Source organism: Agrobacterium sp. LAD9 (assembly GCF_003031125.1).
In the GTDB taxonomy this organism is placed as follows: Bacteria; Pseudomonadota; Alphaproteobacteria; order Rhizobiales; family Rhizobiaceae; genus Agrobacterium; species Agrobacterium radiobacter.
This window is the reverse complement of the sequence record NZ_PHGS01000007.1, coordinates 188,746-210,312: the sequence shown is the minus strand read 5'-3', so window position 1 is coordinate 210,312 and position 21,567 is coordinate 188,746. Positions and strand designations below refer to the sequence as shown.

The window sequence follows — 21,567 nt, the reverse complement described above, 5'->3', positions numbered from 1 at the left end:
GTGTCACGGATTTCCGTCTTTTACGAGGCGTCGCTCGATATAGTTTTTCACATCCGCATCCAGCTTTTGCCATTGTGGCAGCAGGGCGGAGGAGAAACGGTAGAACAGGCTGAGATCCTGTCCGGTGTGAATATCCCTCTGGCAATCGCTGCCAGTGGCCTCCTGCGGCGGTTGCGGCAGGAGGCAGCGCACCACATAGGCGTTGCCGCCCTCACGCTCGCCCGTCAATATGACTTCCTTGCCGTAGCCGGAATCGGCGCGCAGACGGTGCAGCACGAGGCCGTGCTTCAGCGGCACCGGCTCTCCCTCTGTCAGGCGTGAATAGATCGGCGCGAAGCGACCGGACATATCCTCCGACATGGTGCTTTGCGAAAGCTGGATGAAAATCAGCCCCGCCGCCTGCGTCGGATCATCGAAAACAGAGCGATTCGCATCCTCATAGCCCCTGAGGTCCGGCCAGCTTAGATAAAGATCGACGCGTTCGCGTTCTCCGCTGAGGCGCTCGGAAGGCGCTCGCAGGGTGTTTTTCGCAAGCTTCAGCCGGTCGTTGCCGATGACGATCTCCACGTCCTCGGTGGCCGTCGTATGGCCCGCCTGGAGAATCCGCTCGCCGTACCATTTGATGCCGACATTGAGCGCGCCGAGAAAGATGAGAAGAATTCCGGCGATGAGGGCGGTCCGGAGCATGACTGACGATGAAAGCAGGGGTTTCTGGTCTTTCATGGACTTCCATATTCGGTTGGCCGCCGGATGATTTTCCGGGACGGGAAATAGCCGTGCAAAGCTTTAACCTGAGGCGATCGGCATTGAAATGATGTTTTGCCGCTGCTACCTGATAACCACCAAGCAAAGGACGGCATATGGCAGCGCGCGACAGATATTCCCGGAAGCTCGAATGTTCCAAATGTGGTCATCAGGGTTTTGCCGAAGCGTCGGAATCGGATGACAAGAGCCGCCGGGACGTCGATTTTCGCATCGATGAAATGCCTAGGGGATTTCGCGCTGAGCGCGTCTCGGGCGATCCGACGGATTTCATGATCCGCTGCGCCCAGTGCGGCAATATATTCCGTTTCCTGCAGAAAACCGCCTATGCGCCGGGAGGCGAGCCGCGCGTGAAGGCCTGAACGGGAGGTGCCCGCATGACTTTACCGCAACAACCTGATGGAGCGCCGCAAAGGCGCAAACCGATCTGGCCGTGGATTCTGCTTCTGGTGCTCACGCTCTGCGCCATCTATTCCTATAATCGCGCCAATGAAATCATCGCGGAATTGTCAGACACCTTGCTGCCCGCTCTGCTGAACCTGTTCGAGGATATTCTTCGCGGCGACGGCCGGCATGGCAATGGCGGGCCGGGCATCGGCGTCTGAAGCGAGGACGTCTGGCGCGTAGCCGGCCCCTTGGGCGTGCTTCAGCCTCTGTGATCGCAAATAAAAAAAAGCCCCGCAAATAGGCGGGGCAGGTTGATCGCTCGGGGAAAGTTGGGCAATGCCCGGGAGCGATGGCTTGATATAAGTGACAAGAGTGCTGACGCGATAGGCCACTTCCGACCCAAACAGTACGCCCGCGCATAAATTTTGTTCAATCAGCAGATTTTTAAAAGATGAGCTCGGTAAATCTGTAAGACAACTTGACAGACTTCCCCTTTATTCTTTGCATTGCCTCGAATTGCACATATTCGCCTTTAACATAACGTGACATGAGCAGACGCATGGATAAATCCGGAATTTTCTTCGTGGCGCTTTTGCTGGTGCTGATCGCAATTGTTTTGAGCCTGACGCTATTCGATTCGGCCCAGCAGGTGCCGTCGATACCTTCAGGCGACGGATCCCTGCTGCCGCCGGCAACGACCCCGGGGCAATGATCTGCCAACCATAAAGAGAAGGACGGCGCCGCTCGCCCGGGCGGGATTGACGGCCTTTTTCAAACCGCTATAAAGCCTCACCACCGATGGATGGGTGTCCGAGTGGTTTAAGGAACCGGTCTTGAAAACCGGCGTGCGTGAGAGCGTACCGTGGGTTCGAATCCCACCCCATCTGCCATTCAGTCCGAAAATGATTCTAAAAGCGCAGCGACGAAGGATGCTTCGATCGCGTTGCTTTGCTTTGGAATGGCTGGAGATCGGCGTGAATGGGAAACCCGCCTTTCGGCGGGTTCCGAGCGGCTAATTTGATCAGATTTCCGGACAACCCCGTTCATTCGCGAAGGTGATGCGATCCGGTCCCCGGCGCGTGAAGCCTTCAACGACGACACGACCCGGCGTGACGCGTACGACCTCGGGATCGCGCAGGCCTGCCTCACGGGCAGCGGCACGGGCTTCGCGTTCGCTGCAACCGCGCATGCGGGGCGGGCCACGGCGGTCCATATCCCGGTCACGATCTCGGATGACGGGGCGAACGCCGTCAGGGCCGATTCTGAGCTCCATGTCCTGTGCACCTGCAGGGATTGGTGCGGCGAAGGATACGAGGGCGATGCCAATCGCCAGACCTGTGGTTTTCATAAACTTGATCATGTTTCCTCCCTCAGCCGAAACCGGCGGAAGCTCGTTGTTTGCGGGGAGAAAACGCGGTCGTCGTCCGTTTGTTCCTTGAGGATGCGGTCGGGAAGGGAGGCCGAGGTGGGTAGATTGGGCCCGACAGGCGGGCTTAAAAGATAGAAATCATTAACCACGTTCGTTACAATTTTATCGAATTTGCAGAAGTCGTTCGCATTTTCGCCACGTTATGCACAAGATTAAGCGACTGTTAGGTGCTTCGATGGCAGGGGCAATTATCGAGGCAAGTGAGGGTGCGGTTCTCCGAGCCAATAGCAGCGTGGGGCAGACGATTTGAATTCTTCGGTCAAGAAACTCGGCATCAACGCCAGGTCGGGCGTGAAGTGGCTCGCAATTTCCGTGCTTTGCGCTGCGACTGCATCGTGTTCCACGACGTCCGAGACCAAGCCTAAACCCAAGCGCAGCAAGGAATATTTTTCCGAATCCGAATATGGCGTCAAAGCCAGCCCGCGTGTGGCCGATGGCAAAAGCATTCCCAAGGGCGGCGGGCGCGAGCTGGTCGGCAATGCCTATACCGTCAAGGGCCGCCGTTATTTCCCGAAGGAAGAGCCGGGTTACAACAAGACCGGTCTTGCTTCCTGGTACGGTTCCGCCTTTCATGGTCGCCTGACCGCCAATGGCGAAGTCTACGACAAAGAACATCTTTCTGCCGCACATCCGACATTTCCCCTGCCGAGCTACGCGCGCATCACCAACATGGAGAATGGCGCTTCGGTTCTGGTGCGCGTCAACGATCGCGGACCGTTCCATGAAGGCCGCCTGATCGACGTTTCCAGCAAGACGGCCGATCTTCTGGACATGAAGGCCACTGGAACGGCGAATGTGCGGGTGCAATATGCCGGCCGCGCACCGCTTGACGGTCACGACATGCCCTATCTGATGGCATCTTACATTCCGAAGGGATCACGTTCGCCGGGTGTAGCACCGGAGGGGCAGATCGCAACGGGCGTGATGGTGGCTTCGGCCTCGCCGAATTTCGTTCCCGCGCCCACCTCCAACCCGAATTACGGCGGCTCTACCCAGACGGCGCTCGTCGGTTCCAAGAAGAATGCGGCGCTTCAGGCCATGCCGCTGGTCAATGGCCCGGCGCCGGTTTTCGAACAATTCGCGATCCTGCCGGAAATCGGCCCTATCCTGGCCGAGCGTCCGGAAGGCAATTTCATGCGTGAGCCGGCTGCCCCCGGCGGCAATTATCTGCGCGTGCCGACGCCGTCTTCCAAATTTGCCGCGGCCTATTCCGAAGAATCTGCTACGGTTTCCAGGACCGCGAGCGCCTTTGACAGCGTGCTCGTCGATCGTGGCGCGCTCAATGAGCAATCGATACTCGCCCATGTGAAGCGTCAGCAGGCGAAGTCGCGCTGACGGATTGAAGGATACGGCCGGCCTCTCGCCTTTATCGCGGGCAGCCGGTTGCGGCAGGCAGGACTGGGCGGTTTCATGCGCAAGGCCATTCATCGCTCCTATTGTTCGGTCGTCACGGCGGCTGCGCTTGCGTTTTTCAGTGCAGGCCCGGCGCAATCACAGACAGCCCCCTTCATCGCCAAGGCCGAACAGGCCTATATGGTCGATGCCGAAACGGGAACGGTGCTTCTTTCGCAGAATGAGAATCAGCCTTTTCCACCTGCATCGCTCGCCAAGCTGATGACGGTGGAGGTGGTGCTGGATGCGCTGTCCAAGGGTCAGGTGGCGCCTGAGACCGCTTATCCCGTCTCGGAATATGCCTGGCGCACGGGCGGTGCGCCGTCGCGCACCTCGACCATGTTCGCGGCGCTGAAATCCTCCGTCAGCATCAATGATCTCTTGACCGGCATCATCGTCCAGAACGCCAATGATGGCTGCATTGTCATCGCCGAAGGCATGACGGGCTCGGATGCCGCCTTTGCCAAGCGCATGACGGCGCGGGCGGGCGAACTTGGCATGAGCCGCAGCACCTTTACCAATTCCACGGGGCTTCCCGATCCCGGCAACCAGACGACCGCCAGGGACATGGTGCGCCTTGCCCAGCATCTGCATGACACCTATCCCGACCGTTACGGGCTTTTCACCAAGCCGGATTTCGAATGGAATCGGATTTTCCAACGCAACAAGAACACGCTGTTGATGCCGGGCAGCGGTATCGATGGTCTCGGGCTTGGTTTTGCCGAAGGCAGCGGTTTTGCCGCCGTCGTCTCGGCCGAGAGGGAAGGCCGCCGGGTCTATCTGGCGCTTTCAGGCATCGTGGACGACAAGACGCGGCAGGAAGAAGCCCGCCGGGTGGTGGACTGGGGCCTGACGGCCTTTGAGAAACGCCATCTTTTCAGCAAGGGCGAGGCTGTCGGGTCGGTCAGCGTCTATGGCGGCGATGTCGCGCATATCGATCTTTCGCCGAAGGAAGATGTCAGCGTGCTCGTGCCGGTCAATAATCCGGAGCGTATTTCCGGACGAATCGTCTATCGCTGGCCGCTGAATGCACCTTTGGACGTTGGCGCAAATGCCGGAACGCTCAGGATTTTTTCGGGTGAGCGCCTGTTGCGGGAGGTTCCGCTTTATACGAAGGCGGCGGTCGGCAAGGGATCGCTTACCCAGAATGCAACGGGTGCGCTGAAGGAACTGCTGCTGTTCTGGCTCTGAAAGCCTGTTCCACGCATCGCCTTGTTCCTATGCTTTTGTTCAGGCACCGGTTTTTCTGAAAAGCGCTTCACACATTTCGGTTCGATGCTGTAAACAGGCATTTCGAATTCCAGAAAACCCGTGCAGGACGTGACATTGGCCGAAAAGACCGGATTGTTCATCAGCTTCGAAGGCGGCGAGGGCGCCGGCAAGTCGACGCAGATTCGCACCCTTGCCGAGGCGCTTCGCGGCCGTGGTTTCGAGGTGGTCGTGACGCGTGAGCCGGGGGGCTCGCCGGGTGCGGAGGCTGTCCGGCATGTGATCCTGTCGGGTGCGGCCGAATCCTTCGGCGTGCGCATGGAAGCAATCCTGTTTGCGGCTGCCCGCAACGACCATGTCGAAGAGGTCATTCGCCCGGCGCTCGCGCGCGGCGAAATCGTGCTCTGCGACCGGTTTCTCGATTCTTCTCGCGTTTATCAGGGCACGACCGGCAATCTGGAGCCGGAATTCATCGAAACCCTGCAACGCATCGCGATTGACGGCGTCGTGCCCGAACTGACACTGATTTTCGATATCGCCGCCCAAAAGGGGCTCGCCCGCGCCAGAAAGCGTGCGGATGAGGGCGCTGCGCCTGATCGGTTCGAGAAAGAGGAAATCGAAACCCACGAGAAGCGGCGGGAAGCCTATCTGGATATTGCGCTCGCCGAACCGCGTCGCTGCCGGATCGTCAATGCCGACCAGCCGGAAGGAAAGGTGGCGGAGGATGTCCTGTCCTTCGTCGAGCCTTTGCTTGAACAGCTGGGAACGGCAGCGGGCGCGGCGCATGAGTGAGGTTCAGGGCGTTCTCGACGGCGCGATTGCGCCACAGCAGAACACGAAGCTTTTTGGCCATGAAGAGGCGGAAGCGTTTCTCGCGCAATCCTATCGCTCCGGCAAGGGCCATCACGCCATTCTGATCGAGGGGCCGGAGGGTATCGGCAAGGCGACGCTTGCCTTCCGTTTTGCCAATCATGTGCTCAGCCATCCCGATCCGTCGCTGGCGCCGGATTTTCTCGCTGATCCCGATCCGCAATCGCTGGTCAGCCGGCAGATCACCGCAGGCGCCTCGCATAATCTGCTGCATCTCACCCGTCCGGTGGACGAAAAGACCGGCCGCGTGAAATCAGCCATCACCGTGGACGAGGTGCGGCGGGCAGGGCACTTCTTTTCGCAGACCTCGGGCACCGGCAACTGGCGCATCGTCATCATCGATCCCGCCGACGATCTCAACCGCAATGCCGCGAATGCGATCCTAAAAATACTGGAGGAGCCGCCAAAGCGGGCGATGTTCCTCGTCCTGTCGCACGCGCCGGGAAAATTGCTGCCGACCATCCGCTCGCGCTGCATGCCGCTCAGGCTCCTGCCGCTTTCCGACGCGGCCATGGTGCAATCGCTCGATCATCTCGGCATCAGCCCATCGGGTGAAAAACGCGACGCCCTGCTTGCCGCCTCCAAGGGCAGCGTGGCTCAGGCGCTCAAGCTGCTGAATTACGGCGGCTCGGACATCGTCGAGGCCTTTGCCGAGGTCATGGGAGCCGAAGGGCCGGGCGCGCGCAAGCAGATGCACAAGCTTGCCGAGATTCTCGCGCAGAAGGACGGCGACATCGTCCTCGGCTTCTTCATGGAGCATGTGACGGAAGAGCTGATGGAGCGCGCAAGAGCGGCGGCGATGGCGGGTGATATCGCGGCGGCGGAAAAGCATGCGCGGCTTTCCTCGGCGCTTTCGGAACGCATTACCGTGGCGCAGGCCTATAATCTCGACAAGAAGCAGATGGTGCTCTCCATTCTGGAGGATATTCGCGGCGTTTGAGGATCGGGAATCGTATGGAACGTACGATTTGACGGTGAATAAATTCTCCTTCGTCATGCCGGACTTGATCCGGTATCCAGCCACGGCGCGTCTGTGCCGTGGGGAATGAGTCTTTCGCGATCAAGGACTTGATCGCTGCTGGACCCCGGATCTAGTCCGGGGTGACGGTAGTGCGGATGCTAAGCGTTTGCCAAATCCACTTTGTCTGCGAGCAGTCGTACAAAACGTACGCTTTTTCTTTCGCTGCTGCGCACAATGGTTTAAGAGCGGTCTATCCAAAAAACAGCCTGTAAAGTCGATAGACCGTCATGACAGACAAGACACCATTCTACATCACCACCGCGATCTCCTATCCTAACGGCAAGCCGCATATCGGCCATGCCTATGAGTTGATTGCGACGGACGCCATGGCACGCTTTCAGCGCCTGGATGGAATGGATGTTTTCTTCCTGACCGGCACCGACGAACACGGCCAGAAGATGCAGCAGACAGCGCGGGCGGAAGGTATTTCGCCGGAAGAGCTGGCGCAGCGCAATTCCGATCAGTTCCGCGAGATGGGCAAGCTGCTCAACGCCTCGAACGATGATTTCATCCGTACCACGGAAGAGCGTCACCACGAGACCTCGCGCAATATCTGGAACCTGATGGCCGATAGCGGCGATATCTACAAGGACAGCTATGCCGGCTGGTATTCCGTGCGCGACGAGGCCTATTACGGCGAGGACGAGACGGAAGTGCGCGCGGACGGCGTTCGTTACGGGCCGCAGGGCACGCCGGTCGAGTGGGTGGAAGAGGAAAGCTACTTCTTCAAGCTCTCCGAATACCAGGACAAGCTGCTGAAGCTTTACGAGGAAAACCCTGAATTCATCGGCCCGGCCGAGCGTCGCAACGAAATCATCTCCTTCGTGAAATCCGGCCTCAAGGATCTGTCGATTTCCCGCACCACCTTCGACTGGGGCATCAAGGTTCCGAACGACCCGAAGCACGTCATGTATGTCTGGGTCGATGCGCTGACCAACTACATCACCGCCACCGGTTACATCGAGGACAAGAACGGTCCGCGCGCCAAATATTGGCCTGCCGACGTGCATATCATCGGCAAGGACATCATCCGCTTCCACGCGGTTTACTGGCCGGCTTTCCTGATGAGCGCCAAGCTGCCGTTGCCCAAGCGGGTCTATGCGCATGGCTTCCTGCTCAACAAGGGCGAGAAGATGTCGAAGTCGCTTGGCAATGTCGTCGATCCGGCCAATCTGGTGAACCATTTCGGTCTCGATCAGGTCCGTTATTTCTTCCTGCGCGAAGTTTCCTTCGGCCAGGACGGCAGCTATAGCGAAGAGGGTATCGCCACCCGCATCAATGCCGATCTCGCCAATGGCATCGGCAATCTCGCCAGCCGTTCGCTGTCGATGATCGTCAAGAATTGCGACGGCCAGATACCGACACCCGGTGAGTTCACCGATGAAGACAAAGCGATGCTCGCCTCCGCCGACGGGTTGCTGGCGCTCTGCCGTGAGGAGATGGGCAAGCAGCTCATCCACCGCGCGCTTGCGGCCATTATCGCCGTCGTCTCGGAAACCGACCGCTATTTCGCGTCGCAGGAGCCTTGGGCGCTGAAGAAGACCGATCCCGAGCGCATGGGCACGGTTCTTTACGTCACGGCGGAAGTGGTGCGCCAGATCGGCATTCTCCTGCAGCCCTTCATGCCGGAATCCTGCGACAAGCTGCTCGATCTCGTTGCCGCTCCCGCCGACAAGCGCGATTTCGCGGCATTGGGAGAGGCGGGCCGTCTGGTTCCGGGCACGCCGCTCGAAGCGCCGAAGCCGGTTTTCCCGCGTTACGTCGCGCCGGAAACGTGAAGGCGACAACCATGCTGATCGATACCCATTGCCATCTGGATTTTCCCGATTTCGAGGCTGAGCGCGACGATATCATCGCCCGCGCCCATGCTTCGGGTGTCAGCCAGATGGTGACGATCTCGACCCGGGTGCGCCGGCTGCCTGAACTTTTGAAGATCACGGAAAAATATCCGTCGGTTTTCTGCTCGGTCGGCACGCATCCCAACAGCGCGGCCGAGGAACTGGATATCTCTGCTGATGATCTGGTGCAGCTGGCGGAGAGCCACGACAAGATCGTGGCGATCGGCGAGGCGGGTCTGGATTATTTCTACGATACGCAGAAGCCGGAAGACCAGAAGACCGGCCTCCTTCGCCATATCGAGGCGGCAAGGAGAACGAAGCTGCCGCTCGTCATTCACAGCCGCAGTGCCGATGACGACATGGCCGCTATTTTGCGCGCCGAGAGCGACAAGGGAGCATTCCCCTTCATTCTGCACTGCTTCTCCGCTGGTCCTGAGCTGGCGAAAGCCGGTGTCGAACTTGGCGGTTATGTTTCCTTCTCCGGCATTCTGACTTTCCCGAAATCGCAGGATATCCGCGATATCGCCGCCACCGTGCCGCTGGACCGGCTGCTGGTGGAGACGGACGCGCCTTATCTTGCGCCGAAGCGCTGGCGCGGCAAACGCAACGAACCTTCCTACGTGGTCAACACCGCTGAAGTTCTGGCCGAGGTGCATGGTGTTTCCTATGAGCGCATGGCCGAAATCACCACCGAAAACGCCTTCCGCTGCTTTTCGAAGATGACAAGGGTGTAGGCGTGGCAATCTACCGTCGCCGCTTCACGGTTCTCGGTTGCGCGTCGTCGCCCGGCGTGCCGCGCATCAACGGCGACTGGGGTGCCTGCGACCCTGACAACCCCAGGAACAGGCGCACGCGCACCGCCTTCATGGTAGAGCAGATCGGCCCGGATGGCGGCAGGACGACTGTCGTCATCGATACCGGCCCGGATTTTCGTGAGCAGATGATCGCGGCGAAGGTGGAGGCGGTCGATGCGGTGCTTTACACCCACGCCCATGCCGACCATCTGCACGGCATCGACGATCTGCGCATCTATTTCGCCATTCAGCAAAACCGCATTCCGATCTATGCCGATCCCGTCACCATGGCGCGCATATGGGACGGTTTCGCCTATTGCCTGGAGACGCCGCCGGGCAGCAGCTATCCGCCCATCGTCGAACCAAGGATCATCGCGGATATCGACGCGCCTGTTATCATCGACGGGGCAGGCGGGCCGATACCTTTTGGCGTGCATATGCAGCAACATGGCGATGTGCATTCGCTGGGCTTCCGCATTGGTGACGTCGCCTATTGCACCGATGTCAGCGATTTTCCGGCCGAAAGCCTGCCGAAGCTTGCCGGCCTCGATGTCCTCGTCATCGACGCGCTGCAGCACCGTTACCACCCCAGCCATCTTTCGCTGGAGCAGGCGCTCGACTGGATCGAGAAATTCGCACCCAGACGGGCGATCTTGACCCACATGCATATTCCGCTCGATTATGACACGGTGATGCGTGAAACGCCTGATAATGTTGAACCGGCTTATGATCAGATGCGTTTCGAGATCGAGATCGAAGCAGCCTGACGCCGCCTGAAAAGGAACAGCATGTCGACCAAGCCTTTCCGTGCACCCAGTATGGCGAGCTTCTTCGACAATCTGCGCGCCAGCCGGTTGCGGGCCATGTTCCGGCGCGGCGAACTGGGGCTGGTGATCCTCGCCGTTTTCATCGGCATCGCCGCGGGTCTCCTGGTGGCGCTGATCGGCGCTCTTAGCACGGCGCTGCATGTGCTGGTCTTCGGTGTCGAGCGATTGAGCAGCAGTGATCTGTCCGGATGGATCGTGCTCGCCGGTCCTATCATCGGCGGCATAGTACTTGGCCTGATCATCTTCATTCTATCGAAGACCCGCAAGAAACCCATGGTCGACCCGATCGAGGCGAATGCGCTGCATGGCGGCCGCCTGTCGCTGACGGACAGCATCATCGTCTGCGTGCAGAATATCGTCTCCAACGGTTTCGGCGCATCTGTGGGGCTCGAGGCCGGTTACACCCAGATCGCCAGCGGCGTTGCCTCCAAGATCGGCATCAAGCTGAAACTGAGGCGAGGGGACATGCGCATCCTCGTCGGCTGCGGCGCCGCAGGGGCGATTGCAGCAGCGTTCAATGCGCCTCTGACCGGGGCGTTCCACGCCATTGAACTCATCATCGGCACTTATACCGTCGTAACGCTTGCGCCGCTCATCGTTTCGGCGCTGGTGGCGACGACCGTTATCGGTGTTATCGGTGGCCATGGCCTCTCCATCGATATTGTCGATGCCAGCCGCGTGACGCCGGCGGATTATGTGCCTGCCATCTTTCTCGGCGTCGTGTGCGCGGCCATCGGCATCACGCTGATGCAGGCGGTGTCCTTCATCGAGGAGACGGCCCGCAAAAGCGCCATTCCCGGCTGGCTGCGCCCTGCAATTGGCGGCGTGGCGGTGGGTGGGCTTGCGCTGATTTCACCGCAGGTGCTGTCGAGCGGCCACGGCGCGCTGCATCTCAATATCGACGCGGAACTGACGATATACGGGCTGGCCGGGCTGTTCCTGCTGAAGGCGGCGGCCAGCGCCATTTCCATCGGTTCGAATTTCCGCGGCGGCCTGTTTTTCGCCTCGCTGTTCATGGGATCGCTGCTCGGCAAGATTTTCGCGCTTTGCGCCCCCTATATCGGTTATGGTTCGACGGCACCCATCGTTTATGCGGTGATCGGCATGAGCGCCTTTGCCGCCGCCATCATCGGTGGCCCGCTGACCATGACGTTTCTGGCGCTGGAACTGACCGGCGACTTCCAGATCACGGCTCTGGTGCTTGCCGCCGTCATCACCACCTCGCTCGTGGTGCGCACCACATTCGGTTACTCCTTCGCCACCTGGCGTTTTCACCTGCGTGGCGAGAGCATTCGCAGCGCCCACGATATCGGCTGGATCCGCGACCTGACGGTCGGCAGGATGATGCGCGCCGATATCCGCAAGGCCAATGTCAGCATGGGGCTTCCGGCCTTCAGGGAGAAGTTCCCGCTCGGTTCGACGCAACGGGTAATCATGACCCATGATGACGGGCGTTATGCCGGCGTCGTCCTTGTCCCGGAAATCTATGCCGACCCGATGGATCGCGACCCCAGCAAGATCAGCCTCGAAACCTATCTGCACTACAAGAACGACGTGCTGCTGCCGACCATGAATGCCCGTCAGGCGGCGGCGGCCTTCGATGCGGCGGAGAGCGAGGCGCTGGTGGTCGTCAATGACAAGATCGAAAACCGGCCGGTGGGCCTGCTCACGGAAAGCCATACATTGAGACGTTATAGCGAAGAGCTGGATCTTAGGCGTCGCGAGGCGTCCGGTGAATTATAATATACATTAGGAAATCTATTCATCTTATTGATATGATTAATTTTTATATTCATTTCTTCTGCCTCGTTTGTTTTCTTGACAATCCTTTTGTATCCGTTATTCTGGATATATGGATAATTTAACCGCAATAACAGCGCTTGGCGCTTTGGCTCAATCCACCCGCCTGGAGACATTCCGGATACTCGTGCGGCACGAGCCGGACGGCGTTCCCGCTGGGGAACTTGCGCGCCTTATCGATGTTCCACAGAACACGATGTCGGCGCATCTCGCCACGCTTTCGCGGGCGGGTCTGGTCAAGAGCGAGCGGCAAAGCCGGTCTATCATCTATCGCGCCGATCTTGACGGGTTGCGCCTGTTGACCCTGTTTCTGCTGAAGGATTGCTGCGGTGGTTCGACCGAACTTTGTGCACCGCTGATTGCCGAACTGACACCCTGCTGCAGCCCGGAGGCGACACCATCGCCGGGCCTGTAAGACCACCGATCTAACCACGGACCGAAACCATGACCGACAAGATTTATAACGTGCTCTTTCTGTGCACGGGCAATTCCGCTCGTTCCATTCTTGCCGAATCCATTCTCGCCAAGGAAGGTGAGGGGAGGTTCAACGCCTATTCGGCCGGCAGCCAGCCGAAGGGGGAGGTGAACCCTCACGCCCTGAAGGAACTGGCGGTGCTGGGTTATCCTGCTGCTGGTTTCACCTCGAAAAGCTGGGATGTTTTTGCCGGGCCTGATGCGCCCCAGATGGATTTCATCTTCACGGTCTGCGACAGCGCCGCAGGTGAAGCCTGTCCCGTCTGGATCGGCCATCCGATGACAGCCCATTGGGGTATAGAGGACCCCGCCGCCGTGGTTGGCTCTGAGGCCGAGGTTCAACGCGCCTTTGCGCAGGCTGCCCGTTTCCTCAAGAACAGGATCGCGGCTTTCGTCAGCCTGCCCCTGCAATCGATCGATCGAATGGCGCTGGAAACCAGGCTCCGGCAGATCGGCGCTTTGGAAGGAACCACCAATCGTGAAGGAAAATCGGCCTGATGTCCGTCTTCGAACGTTATCTGACCGTCTGGGTGTTCCTGTGCATCGTTGTCGGTGTCGCGCTCGGCCATTGGATGCCCGGCGTCTTTCAGCTCATCGCTGCTGCCGAGATCGCCAGGGTGAATATCCCGGTTGCGGTCCTGATCTGGCTGATGATCATCCCGATGCTGCTCAGAATCGATTTCCGCTCCCTCTCGCAGGTCGGCACATTCTGGCGCGGCATTGGCGTGACGTTGTTCATCAACTGGGCCGTCAAGCCGTTCTCTATGGCGCTGCTCGGCTGGTTTTTCATCGGCTGGCTATTCCGTCCTTATCTTCCGGCTGGTGAGATCGACTCCTATATTGCCGGGTTGATCATCCTTGCCGCTGCTCCATGCACCGCCATGGTCTTCGTCTGGAGCAACCTGACACGGGGTGAACCGCTGTTTACATTGTCGCAGGTCGCGCTCAACGATGCGATCATGGTCGTGGCCTTTGCTCCCATTGTCGGGCTGCTGCTAGGCCTTTCGGCCATCACCGTGCCCTGGGATACGCTCGTTCTCTCTGTCGCGCTCTATATTGTCGTTCCCGTCATCCTCGCGCAGCTGATCAGGCGGTGGCTCATGACTGACGGAACGTCACGAACACTGGATCGCGTTCTTGCAAGGCTGCAGCCGATTTCGCTGGTGGCGCTGCTTACGACGCTGGTTCTTCTCTTCGCCTTCCAGGGCGAGCAAATCATCGCCCAGCCGGCCGTCATCGGTCTGCTTGCCATCCCGATCCTCATCCAGGTCTATCTGAATTCGGGGCTTGCCTACCTCCTGAACCGGATGACGGGTGAGCGCCATTGCGTCGCCGGGCCTTCGGCCCTCATCGGCGCCAGCAATTTCTTCGAGCTGGCCGTCGCGGCCGCCATCAGCCTGTTCGGCTTTCAGTCAGGCGCGGCACTCGCAACCGTTGTCGGTGTTCTCATCGAAGTCCCGGTCATGCTTTCGGTCGTCTGGATCGTGAACCGCTCGAAGGATTGGTATGAGGCCGCCCCCGCCGTTTCCCGAACGATAATGACTGAAAGGCAATGACCATGGATGCCACGATTTTTCACAATCCGTCCTGCGGAACGTCTCGCAACACGCTGGCGCTGATCCGCGCGGCAGGGATCGAGCCGACCGTGATTGAATATCTGCGGGAACCGCCGACGCGCGAACGGCTCGCAAAAATGATAGCGGATGCGGGCCTGACGGTGCGCGAAGCCATGCGCGAGAAGGGGACACCCTATACCGAACTCGGTCTCGACAATCCTGATCTGACCGACGATCAGCTGCTTGATGCGATGATAGAAACACCGATCCTCATCAATCGCCCTTTCGTGGTGACACCACTCGGCACCAGGCTCGCCCGTCCGTCGGAAATCGTGCTGGATATTCTGCCCAAGACTTTCAACGGACCGTTCTTCAAGGAGGATGGTGAGCAGGTCCTCGACAATGAAGGAAAGCGCATTGCCTGAGACATTTCCCGCGTTGCAGGCGCAACACCTGCACAACATTGACCCGGATGCACTGCATCCGGCGTTTTCGACCCACAAGCCGCGCATCCTGATCCTTTACGGCTCGCTGCGCGAGGTTTCGTATAGCCGTCTGCTTGCATTCGAAGCCGGGTGGCTGCTCGAACGGCTCGGTTGCGAGGTTCGGATATTCGATCCGAAAGGCCTGCCTTTGCCCGATGAAGCGCCCGTCAGCCACCCGAAGGTGAAGGAGTTGCGTGAACTCTCCCAATGGTCGGAGGGACAGGTCTGGGTAAGTCCCGAACGCCACGGCGCGATGACCGGCATCATGAAGTCGCAGATCGACTGGATTCCTCTTGCAGTTGGATCGGTCCGGCCAACACAGGGCAAGACGCTCGCCGTCATGGAGGTTTCCGGCGGAAGCCAGTCCTTCAACGCGGTGAACCAGATGCGAATTCTCGGCAGATGGATGCGGATGATCACCATCCCAAACCAGTCCTCGGTGGCAAGGGCCTATCAGGAATTCGATGCTGAAGGCCGGATGAAGCCATCATCCTATTATGACCGGGTCGTGGATGTCTGCGAGGAACTGGTGAAATTCACGCTACTGACACGTGACGCTTCCAGCTATCTGACAGATCGCTACAGTGAACGCAAAGAGCTGGCAGACGAGCTTGAAAAACGAGTCTCGTTAAAATCGATCTGACGGGCTGGTCTTGGTGGCGTTTCGTGCTTTTCAGTCCAGAAACGATATGATCGCATCGGTCGTTCTGTGGCATATGCAACAGGCAACAACCACACAAATCCAGAACCTCACCACTAATTAAGTTCCATAATCTATCTTATGCGATTACTGTTTGTGGGTTGAAACCATCACCCCTAGGGATGTTTGCCCACCGCCAATCAAAAGCGGTCATTCCCCTGTGGTGGGATTTTGACGATCTGCCGGCATGGTACGGATTAAACCTCTTCCTGCGGTGTTCTCCTGAGTGCGACTACTCGTAAAGGAGCTTGCGCGTGAAATATTCCTATTCCCTCACTCTGCTCATGGTGACATTGGCTGGCATGCCGGTGTCTGCCAGCCCGTTCTCGTCGGCAGCCGGACGTTATCGCATCGATCCCGCCTCTCACATACGCTTTTCAATTGCCCAGGTTGCCGGCCCCGGGATCAAGGGTACTATTCCCGACATATCCGGCCGTTTCGACATCGATCCGGACCAGCCGGCCAAGTCCTACGTGGAGATCAGTCTCAACCCTTCCAGTGTCCAGACGGGACAGGAACGGGTGGAAAACTTCCTGCGATCCAGCGCGGTTTTTAATATCGCCATTTATCCGCAGATCGTGTTTCGCTCCAAACGCGTTACGCAGGACGGGCCGCGTAGCGCAGTGGTTGAAGGCACACTGACAGCCAGAGGCATATCCAGACCCGAAACGTTTCACGCGACATTCGTCGAGCAACAGAAGGGATCCGTCACCTTCCACGTCACCGGCAATGTCGCCCGCCTGCCCTATGGCATGGGTGTTGGGGTGCCGCTCTATTCGAATACGGTTGCATTCGACTTTGATTTGAAGGGCGTCAGATAAAAAGCGATGGGGCATCAAAAAAATCCAGCGGCGGTGGGATTAAGCGCCGCTGGCCGGTGTTTCTCCAATATCGGGCATCTTCTCCGATCCATCACTCCTCAAAGGACTATCTCCCATGCGTGCACATCATTTCGTTCTGGCTGGCCTTGTCGCGCTTACGGCCACGGCTGCACTGGCCGAACCCTATGCCGGTGGTGCGGTGATTGAAAAGGCAACGGCCAAGGGCACGATCCTGACCGACTCCAAAGGCATGACCCTTTATACTTTCGACAATGATACAAATGGCGCGTCGGCCTGCTATGATGGCTGTGCAAAGAAATGGCCGCCCCTCGCCGCCTCGAAAACCGACAAGGCGGATGGCGACTACAAACCAGTTTCCCGTAAAGATGGTACGATGCAATGGTCGCATGACGGAAAGCCGCTCTATCGTTGGCAGATGGACAAGAAGCCCGGCGATGTCACGGGCGATGGCGTCGGCGGCGTCTGGCACATCGCCAAGGAATAGTATCCATGCCGGATTTTCTGGACGAGATCACGAGTTGCATACCGGCGCTTCGACGTTACGCGAATGCGCTCACGCACGACCGTGACAGGGCTGACGATCTCGTCCAGGACTGTCTGGAGAGAGCGATCCGCAAAAAGGCGTTGTGGAAACCGCAGGGACCGCTGCGTCCCTGGTTGTACCGGGTGCTTATCAACGTCTACCGTAACAATCTGCGCGGCCGAAATCGGAGGCCCTCGCAAATCCCGATTGACGATGTTGCGGAACAGCTGTTCGTGCCGGCGGCGCAGACGGGTCGGATAGCGCTTGCCGAAATGGCCCGCGCCATTGAAAAACTGTCCGGCGAACATCGCGAGGCCCTCCTCCTCGTCGTTGTCGAAGGCCTTAGTTATGCGGAAGCGGCAAATGTTCTTGAAATTCCGTTGGGCACTCTGATGTCCCGTCTGGGGCGAGCTCGAACGGCCCTCGCCCGCATGACCCAGGAAGACCAGCCAAATCTCAAGGTGATAAAATGACCGGCAGCGAGCCGCAGATAACCGAAGCCGATCTGATCTCTTACGTCGATGGGCAGCTCGAAGACCCGCGGCGTAACGTCGTTCGCGCCCACCTCGCCTCCAATCCGGCCGACGCACGCAAGGTTGCTATGTGGCAGCAGCAGAACACGACGCTTACGGCGCTCTACGGCCCTCTTGATACCGGTGCTTTACCCGAGCGCCTCGATGTTTCCCGGATCGAGCGGCGTCTGCGATCGCAGCGTGCCGAGTGGCGTAACATGGCGGCGGCATCCATCCTCGTTCTGGCCGTTGGTTTGACAGGCGGCTGGTTCGGGCGCGGGTTAGTGTCTCAGGTCGCGGAACCTGCTCACTCCCTCGTGGCGGATGCAACGCAGGCGCATAAGCTGTTTGTGAGCGATGTTCTGCATCCGGTCGAAATTCGGGCCGATGCGGAGAATGCTTCCAGCCTGCCGAAATGGCTGTCGAAACGGCTGGACCGCAAACTGAGTATTCCTGACCTCACCCGCCATGGACTGTCCCTTGTCGGCGGCCGCGTCCTTCCCAGCTCGGAAGGCGCCGCCGCCCAGCTCATGTATGAGGATAAAAGCGGGCAGCGCGTTACTCTTTATATCGTGGCTGCGGCCGACTCGAGCGACACCCCCATGCAGCGCTCCAGCGTCGGTTCGCTGCAGACAGTCTCCTGGGATGACGAAATGATCCGCTGCGCTTTGGTCGGCAACCTGCCGTCCGACCGCATGGACGCCATCGCTAAAGACACCTATCAGCAACTGAGTTAGCCGATGAGATATTTCGAGGATCATTCCGATAGCGCACCAGCGGGTGAACGTCTGTGGCGTAATTCGCCGACATCCTTCGGATGGGTGGCGATCACGTTCCACTGGACGATCGCGCTGCTTTTTCTGGCGCAACTTGCGCTGGGATATGTGATGAGTCGCAACGATATCGATCCGGTTCTGCAGTTCGATCTGTTCCAATATCACAAGTCGATAGGGTTTCTGGTGCTAGCCCTCGCCGTGCCGCGTGTCCTGTGGTCGGTTTTCAGCCGGAAGCCGCAGCCTGTCGATGGCGAAGGCCTGGCTTCAAGGTTCGCCGCGCGGGCCGCTCACCTCGCATTGCTGTTTCTTACCCTCGCCGTTCCCCTCGCCGGCTGGGCCATCGCTTCGACGTCTCCGCTGCAAATTCCCAGTTACGTCTTCGATCTCGTGGTCGTGCCGGGGTTGCCTCTGGCGATTTCCGACCAGGCGGAGGCTTTCTGGACAGAGGTTCATGCCACTCTCGCCTATCTCGCCGCAGCCATCGTATTTCTGCACGTGATGGCAGCGCTATGGCACCATTTCATCCGCAAGGATTCTATCCTCCGGCGTATGCTTCCGTCTCCGGCAGCCGCAGATAACAGGCGCAAAACTGTGTCCAATCGGAAATAGATGGGCAGGTTACCCGGAGTTGCGTAAAAGTCACATCGCAATGGCTTTCGGCCGCCGGGCGTGCCGGGTGCTCCATTTCTGAACGATCATTTGTTATCTTTACCGTCGAAGAGCATTGGCGCATCGAGGTAGACTTTGCCTAAGTAAATACCGGTCTCAATCCAGTTTCACCCGTACTGCGGATGGCCACAGGCTGTCGGCGTATGATCACGTTCATCGGGTGGTGGCAAGAGACCGGTCTGGCATTGTTAAAATGTGCCCTGCGCAGCTTTGCTGTCTCAGCTCTTCACCCACCCGAAACATCGCCACGCCGTTCCCGTCAGGGTTTTCTCCTGCACCATCTTGGTGGACTTCCAAATGGAAGACCAAGACAATATGTGCAATGTACTTCGGGTCCAATGGACCATTACACCACGAACGGCGCCCCAGCCCTGGCTTGCATGCAGCGGATGTGGCGACCTGAGGGCGTTTCAAGCCAGCGGCAAGATCCGGCTTAATGCCAACGGCCGCAAACTGGATGCCTGGCTCATCTATAAATGCCTGATCTGCGACAAAAGCTGGAACCGGCCAATTTTCGAGCGGCAGAACGTCCGCGACATCAGCCCTTCCGTTATGGAAGCGCTGCAGTCGAACGATCCGCAATGGATAAGAGCGGAAACATTCAACCTCGAAGCCCTGAGACGCAAATCGCAACGCATCGACGAGTTTCCCGAGTTCGATATCGAGAAAAAGATCAAGGACGAACCTCCCGACTGGACCAAGGCCGAGATTGATCTCACGGTTCCGCTCCAGACCGGCATACGCCTTGATCGTCTGCTGGCGTCCGAACTGGGGCTTTCACGGTCGATGCTGCAGAAGCTTCACGATGGCGGCGCCATACGGGCACCATCCGACCTTCTGCGGCGACGTCTCAAGAACGGCACCCGCATTGTGATCGAGTGCTGCGATGGTTTCGATCGGGAGCTATTCTTGAAACCCGTGACGGTGGGTTTCTAAAGGTGTCGCGAGGGTCTGTCAGGTCAGACCCTCGCGCTGAGACTGGGTTAGACCGCAGCGGCAGTCTTTCCGACCGTCGCTCAGCCGTTCGACGCAGCCTTGAAAATCGCCAATTGGTCGGCAAATGCGCGTTTATAGGCGGGGCGCGCTTCGCCCCGGGCGACGTAGGCCGAGAGGTTCTCATATTCGTCGAGGATGCCTGAGCTTTTTATCCTTTGCAGCACGGACACCATCAGCAGATCGCCGGCGCTGAATCCGCCGTCGAGCCAGTCGGCGTCACCGAGGCGGTGGGACAGTTCGCCAAGCCGCTTGCGAATACGGTCATGGACGACCTGCAGGCGCTCGCTGTGCCAGCTCTTGTCCCTTTCGAGAAAGCCGGCGACAAAATGCTCGACGATGGGCGGCTCCATCGTGCTGAGTGCGGCGAACATCCACATGATCGCACGCGCCCGCGCATCCGCATCCTCTGGCAACAGGCCGGCATGACGTTCGGCTATATGCAGCACGATCGCCCCGGATTCAAACAGGACGAGTTCACCCTCCTCATAGGTCGGGATCTGCCCGAAGGGTTGAAGCGCAAGGTGCGCCGGCTCCCGCATCGCCTTGAAGGAAAGAAGGCGGACATCATAGGGCTGGCCCACTTCTTCGAACGCCCAGCGGACGCGCATATCGCGGGCGAGACCCTTGCCGCCATCGGGCGAGTGTTCAAAGGCGGTAATGGTGATTGTCATTGCTGTTCTCCATCACTCCCTGTGCGGAAACGCCCCGGAATGCCGTCGCCTGACGTTGCGTCACAATATGCGCTGGGATGAGCGAAAACAACGCCGGGATCGCCTTTCGAGTAATCCTGTCCTCCTGAAACAATCAACCGGGTGGAAATCACGCAACTGCAACAAACGATGGAAATCGGGGGCATCAAATCTCTGTGGGGCTGAAGCAAACGCCACTGAGGCCGGATGAAAAGGCTGGCCATTTCATGCAAAAACTCTAAGCTCCAGCGCCGGACACGAATTGTCGAAAACCATCAGATTTTCAGTTCAAATCATCAGGGAGAAAGCATCAGATGAGCCTGCGTATCAACGATATAGCACCAGACTTCACCGCCGAGACCACCCATGGTCCGGTGAGCTTTCACGACTGGATCGGCGACGGTTGGGCGATCCTGTTTTCGCATCCGAAAAATTTCACGCCCGTCTGCACGACGGAACTTGGTGCGATGGGCGGCCTGCAGCCGGAATTCGAAAAACGCGGCGTGAAGATCATCGGCATTTCGGTCGATCCGGTTGAGAGCCATGAAAAATGGAAGAACGACATTCGCACCGCGACCGGTTTCAACGTCGATTATCCGCTGATCGGCGACAAGGACCTGAAGGTCGCGAAGCTCTACGACATGCTGCCGGCCGGTGCTGGCGACAGTTCCGAAGGCCGCACGCCTGCCGATAACGCCACCGTGCGCTCCGTCTTTGTCATCGGTCCCGACAAGAAGATCAAGCTGGTCCTCACCTACCCGATGACCACCGGCCGTAATTTCGAGGAAATTCTCCGCGCGATCGATTCCATCCAGCTCACCTCCAAACACCAGGTGGCGACACCTGCCAACTGGAAGCAGGGCGAGGATGTCATCATCACCGCAGCCGTTTCCAACGAAGATGCGATTGCCCGTTTCGGCTCCTACGACACGGTTCTTCCCTATCTGCGCAAGACCAAGCAGCCCGGCTGATTTTGAAACCTGTGATGGGGCGGTGAAAACGCATCGTCCCATCCG

26 protein-coding genes and 1 tRNA gene are annotated in these 21,567 nt (G+C 58.8%); 24 read left to right on the top strand and 3 right to left on the bottom strand.

Features of this window, described 5'->3' with window-relative positions; translation table 11 throughout:
• Window positions 1-3: 3 nt before the first annotated feature.
• On the bottom strand, window positions 4-723 hold the full coding sequence (locus DA915_RS07680; protein ID WP_020810777.1) for a hypothetical protein: 720 nt from the start codon (window positions 721-723) through the stop codon (window positions 4-6).
• A gap of 137 nt (window positions 724-860) precedes the next feature.
• Here DA915_RS07680 and DA915_RS07675 point away from each other — a divergent pair, with 137 nt between their 5' ends.
• The 4 genes from DA915_RS07675 (at window position 861) to DA915_RS07660 (ending at window position 2,039) form a co-directional block, all read left to right on the top strand.
• Window positions 861-1,124, top strand: coding sequence for a hypothetical protein (locus DA915_RS07675; protein WP_003502742.1), 264 nt, complete (start codon window positions 861-863; stop codon window positions 1,122-1,124).
• Between the two features lie 15 nt (window positions 1,125-1,139).
• Window positions 1,140-1,367: a hypothetical protein gene (locus DA915_RS07670; protein ID WP_107675548.1), complete on the top strand. Its 228-nt coding sequence runs from the start codon at window positions 1,140-1,142 to the stop codon at window positions 1,365-1,367.
• Between the two features lie 341 nt (window positions 1,368-1,708).
• Window positions 1,709-1,861 carry a hypothetical protein gene (locus DA915_RS07665; RefSeq protein ID WP_003502736.1) on the top strand — a complete coding sequence of 51 codons (153 nt, stop codon included), beginning with the start codon at window positions 1,709-1,711 and terminating at the stop codon, window positions 1,859-1,861.
• Window positions 1,862-1,949: 88 nt separating this feature from the next.
• Window positions 1,950-2,039, top strand: a tRNA-Ser gene (locus tag DA915_RS07660).
• A gap of 131 nt (window positions 2,040-2,170) precedes the next feature.
• Here DA915_RS07660 and DA915_RS07655 read toward each other — a convergent pair.
• Window positions 2,171-2,509 carry a hypothetical protein gene (locus tag DA915_RS07655; protein ID WP_003502734.1) on the bottom strand — a complete coding sequence of 113 codons (339 nt, stop codon included), beginning with the start codon at window positions 2,507-2,509 and terminating at the stop codon, window positions 2,171-2,173.
• A 315-nt stretch (window positions 2,510-2,824) separates the two neighbouring features.
• Here DA915_RS07655 and DA915_RS07650 point away from each other — a divergent pair, with 315 nt between their 5' ends.
• From DA915_RS07650 to DA915_RS07560, 19 genes are all read left to right on the top strand, one after another.
• Window positions 2,825-3,913, top strand: coding sequence for a septal ring lytic transglycosylase RlpA family protein (locus DA915_RS07650; protein ID WP_099085419.1), 1,089 nt, complete (start codon window positions 2,825-2,827; stop codon window positions 3,911-3,913).
• A gap of 75 nt (window positions 3,914-3,988) precedes the next feature.
• On the top strand, window positions 3,989-5,161 hold the full coding sequence (locus DA915_RS07645) for a D-alanyl-D-alanine carboxypeptidase family protein (RefSeq protein WP_107675547.1): 1,173 nt from the start codon (window positions 3,989-3,991) through the stop codon (window positions 5,159-5,161).
• Window positions 5,162-5,296: 135 nt separating this feature from the next.
• The gene (gene tmk, locus DA915_RS07640) at window positions 5,297-5,971 is read left to right on the top strand and encodes a dTMP kinase (RefSeq protein ID WP_107675657.1); all 675 of its coding nucleotides are present in this window, start codon (window positions 5,297-5,299) and stop codon (window positions 5,969-5,971) included.
• Window positions 5,964-6,989 carry a DNA polymerase III subunit delta' gene (locus DA915_RS07635; RefSeq protein ID WP_107675546.1) on the top strand — a complete coding sequence of 342 codons (1,026 nt, stop codon included), beginning with the start codon at window positions 5,964-5,966 and terminating at the stop codon, window positions 6,987-6,989. Before tmk ends, DA915_RS07635 begins: the two co-directional genes overlap by 8 nt.
• A 308-nt stretch (window positions 6,990-7,297) precedes the next feature.
• A complete protein-coding gene (metG, locus tag DA915_RS07630; RefSeq protein ID WP_107675545.1) occupies window positions 7,298-8,848 on the top strand; it encodes a methionine--tRNA ligase in 1,551 nt (516 codons plus the stop codon).
• 11 nt (window positions 8,849-8,859) lie between these two features.
• Window positions 8,860-9,642: a TatD family hydrolase gene (locus DA915_RS07625; protein ID WP_107675544.1), complete on the top strand. Its 783-nt coding sequence runs from the start codon at window positions 8,860-8,862 to the stop codon at window positions 9,640-9,642.
• A gap of 2 nt (window positions 9,643-9,644) precedes the next feature.
• Complete coding sequence (locus tag DA915_RS07620) at window positions 9,645-10,469, top strand: MBL fold metallo-hydrolase (protein WP_107675543.1); 825 nt, start codon at window positions 9,645-9,647, stop codon at window positions 10,467-10,469.
• A gap of 21 nt (window positions 10,470-10,490) precedes the next feature.
• Window positions 10,491-12,272, top strand: a complete 1,782-nt coding sequence (locus tag DA915_RS07615; protein ID WP_107675542.1) for a chloride channel protein — start codon at window positions 10,491-10,493, stop codon at window positions 12,270-12,272.
• 109 nt (window positions 12,273-12,381) lie between these two features.
• Complete coding sequence (locus DA915_RS07610) at window positions 12,382-12,744, top strand: helix-turn-helix transcriptional regulator (RefSeq protein WP_035212424.1); 363 nt, start codon at window positions 12,382-12,384, stop codon at window positions 12,742-12,744.
• Between the two features lie 29 nt (window positions 12,745-12,773).
• Entirely contained in the window at window positions 12,774-13,301 is a 528-nt protein-coding gene (locus DA915_RS07605; RefSeq protein ID WP_107675541.1) for an arsenate reductase ArsC, read from the top strand.
• Window positions 13,301-14,359 (top strand): ACR3 family arsenite efflux transporter, encoded by a 1,059-nt coding sequence (gene arsB / locus DA915_RS07600; RefSeq protein WP_003502712.1) that lies wholly within the window; start codon window positions 13,301-13,303, stop codon window positions 14,357-14,359. The genes DA915_RS07605 and arsB overlap by 1 nt, the downstream gene beginning before the upstream one ends.
• Before the next feature lie 2 nt (window positions 14,360-14,361).
• Window positions 14,362-14,784 carry an arsenate reductase (glutaredoxin) gene (gene arsC / locus DA915_RS07595; protein WP_107675656.1) on the top strand — a complete coding sequence of 141 codons (423 nt, stop codon included), beginning with the start codon at window positions 14,362-14,364 and terminating at the stop codon, window positions 14,782-14,784.
• Window positions 14,762-15,487 (top strand): arsenical resistance protein ArsH, encoded by a 726-nt coding sequence (arsH, locus tag DA915_RS07590; protein WP_192886434.1) that lies wholly within the window; start codon window positions 14,762-14,764, stop codon window positions 15,485-15,487. The genes arsC and arsH overlap by 23 nt, the downstream gene beginning before the upstream one ends.
• Window positions 15,488-15,798: 311 nt before the next feature.
• Window positions 15,799-16,365 (top strand): YceI family protein, encoded by a 567-nt coding sequence (locus DA915_RS07585; protein ID WP_107675540.1) that lies wholly within the window; start codon window positions 15,799-15,801, stop codon window positions 16,363-16,365.
• A 115-nt stretch (window positions 16,366-16,480) separates the two neighbouring features.
• Window positions 16,481-16,870 carry a hypothetical protein gene (locus DA915_RS07580; protein WP_107675539.1) on the top strand — a complete coding sequence of 130 codons (390 nt, stop codon included), beginning with the start codon at window positions 16,481-16,483 and terminating at the stop codon, window positions 16,868-16,870.
• 5 nt (window positions 16,871-16,875) lie between these two features.
• On the top strand, window positions 16,876-17,382 hold the full coding sequence (locus tag DA915_RS07575; protein WP_107675538.1) for a sigma-70 family RNA polymerase sigma factor: 507 nt from the start codon (window positions 16,876-16,878) through the stop codon (window positions 17,380-17,382).
• Window positions 17,379-18,158, top strand: a complete 780-nt coding sequence (locus tag DA915_RS07570) for an anti-sigma factor (protein ID WP_107675537.1) — start codon at window positions 17,379-17,381, stop codon at window positions 18,156-18,158. The genes DA915_RS07575 and DA915_RS07570 overlap by 4 nt, the downstream gene beginning before the upstream one ends.
• Before the next feature lie 3 nt (window positions 18,159-18,161).
• Window positions 18,162-18,806, top strand: a complete 645-nt coding sequence (locus tag DA915_RS07565) for a cytochrome b (protein WP_107675536.1) — start codon at window positions 18,162-18,164, stop codon at window positions 18,804-18,806.
• A gap of 375 nt (window positions 18,807-19,181) precedes the next feature.
• Entirely contained in the window at window positions 19,182-19,802 is a 621-nt protein-coding gene (locus tag DA915_RS07560) for a DUF1062 domain-containing protein (protein WP_107675535.1), read from the top strand.
• Window positions 19,803-19,882: 80 nt separating this feature from the next.
• On the opposite strand, the gene DA915_RS07555 is transcribed toward DA915_RS07560, so the two are convergent.
• Window positions 19,883-20,533 (bottom strand): glutathione S-transferase family protein, encoded by a 651-nt coding sequence (locus DA915_RS07555; RefSeq protein ID WP_107675534.1) that lies wholly within the window; start codon window positions 20,531-20,533, stop codon window positions 19,883-19,885.
• Window positions 20,534-20,865: 332 nt separating this feature from the next.
• Between DA915_RS07555 and DA915_RS07550 the strand changes: the two genes are divergently transcribed.
• On the top strand, window positions 20,866-21,522 hold the full coding sequence (locus tag DA915_RS07550) for a peroxiredoxin (RefSeq protein ID WP_107675533.1): 657 nt from the start codon (window positions 20,866-20,868) through the stop codon (window positions 21,520-21,522).
• The last annotated feature ends 45 nt before the right edge of the window (window positions 21,523-21,567 follow it).

Excerpts from the sequence above, each read along its gene's own strand:
- DA915_RS07605 (WP_107675541.1), top strand. The coding sequence starts at position 12,774 with ATGACCGACAAGATTTATAACGTGCTCTTTCTGTGCACGGGCAATTCC.
- DA915_RS07645 (WP_107675547.1), top strand. The coding sequence starts at position 3,989 with ATGCGCAAGGCCATTCATCGCTCCTATTGTTCGGTCGTCACGGCGGCT.
- DA915_RS07570 (WP_107675537.1), top strand. The coding sequence starts at position 17,379 with ATGACCGGCAGCGAGCCGCAGATAACCGAAGCCGATCTGATCTCTTAC.
- DA915_RS07610 (WP_035212424.1), top strand. The coding sequence starts at position 12,382 with ATGGATAATTTAACCGCAATAACAGCGCTTGGCGCTTTGGCTCAATCC.
- DA915_RS07615 (WP_107675542.1), top strand. The coding sequence starts at position 10,491 with ATGTCGACCAAGCCTTTCCGTGCACCCAGTATGGCGAGCTTCTTCGAC.
- DA915_RS07635 (WP_107675546.1), top strand. The coding sequence starts at position 5,964 with ATGAGTGAGGTTCAGGGCGTTCTCGACGGCGCGATTGCGCCACAGCAG.
- DA915_RS07555 (WP_107675534.1), bottom strand. The coding sequence starts at position 20,533 with ATGACAATCACCATTACCGCCTTTGAACACTCGCCCGATGGCGGCAAG.
- metG (WP_107675545.1), top strand. The coding sequence starts at position 7,298 with ATGACAGACAAGACACCATTCTACATCACCACCGCGATCTCCTATCCT.
- DA915_RS07680 (WP_020810777.1), bottom strand. The coding sequence starts at position 723 with ATGAAAGACCAGAAACCCCTGCTTTCATCGTCAGTCATGCTCCGGACC.
- DA915_RS07670 (WP_107675548.1), top strand. The coding sequence starts at position 1,140 with ATGACTTTACCGCAACAACCTGATGGAGCGCCGCAAAGGCGCAAACCG.
- DA915_RS07665 (WP_003502736.1), top strand. The coding sequence starts at position 1,709 with ATGGATAAATCCGGAATTTTCTTCGTGGCGCTTTTGCTGGTGCTGATC.
- DA915_RS07575 (WP_107675538.1), top strand. The coding sequence starts at position 16,876 with ATGCCGGATTTTCTGGACGAGATCACGAGTTGCATACCGGCGCTTCGA.
- DA915_RS07560 (WP_107675535.1), top strand. The coding sequence starts at position 19,182 with ATGTGCAATGTACTTCGGGTCCAATGGACCATTACACCACGAACGGCG.
- DA915_RS07580 (WP_107675539.1), top strand. The coding sequence starts at position 16,481 with ATGCGTGCACATCATTTCGTTCTGGCTGGCCTTGTCGCGCTTACGGCC.
- DA915_RS07550 (WP_107675533.1), top strand. The coding sequence starts at position 20,866 with ATGAGCCTGCGTATCAACGATATAGCACCAGACTTCACCGCCGAGACC.
- arsH (WP_192886434.1), top strand. The coding sequence starts at position 14,762 with ATGAAGGAAAGCGCATTGCCTGAGACATTTCCCGCGTTGCAGGCGCAA.
- arsB (WP_003502712.1), top strand. The coding sequence starts at position 13,301 with ATGTCCGTCTTCGAACGTTATCTGACCGTCTGGGTGTTCCTGTGCATC.
- DA915_RS07675 (WP_003502742.1), top strand. The coding sequence starts at position 861 with ATGGCAGCGCGCGACAGATATTCCCGGAAGCTCGAATGTTCCAAATGT.
- DA915_RS07655 (WP_003502734.1), bottom strand. The coding sequence starts at position 2,509 with ATGATCAAGTTTATGAAAACCACAGGTCTGGCGATTGGCATCGCCCTC.
- DA915_RS07625 (WP_107675544.1), top strand. The coding sequence starts at position 8,860 with ATGCTGATCGATACCCATTGCCATCTGGATTTTCCCGATTTCGAGGCT.
- arsC (WP_107675656.1), top strand. The coding sequence starts at position 14,362 with ATGGATGCCACGATTTTTCACAATCCGTCCTGCGGAACGTCTCGCAAC.
- DA915_RS07565 (WP_107675536.1), top strand. The coding sequence starts at position 18,162 with ATGAGATATTTCGAGGATCATTCCGATAGCGCACCAGCGGGTGAACGT.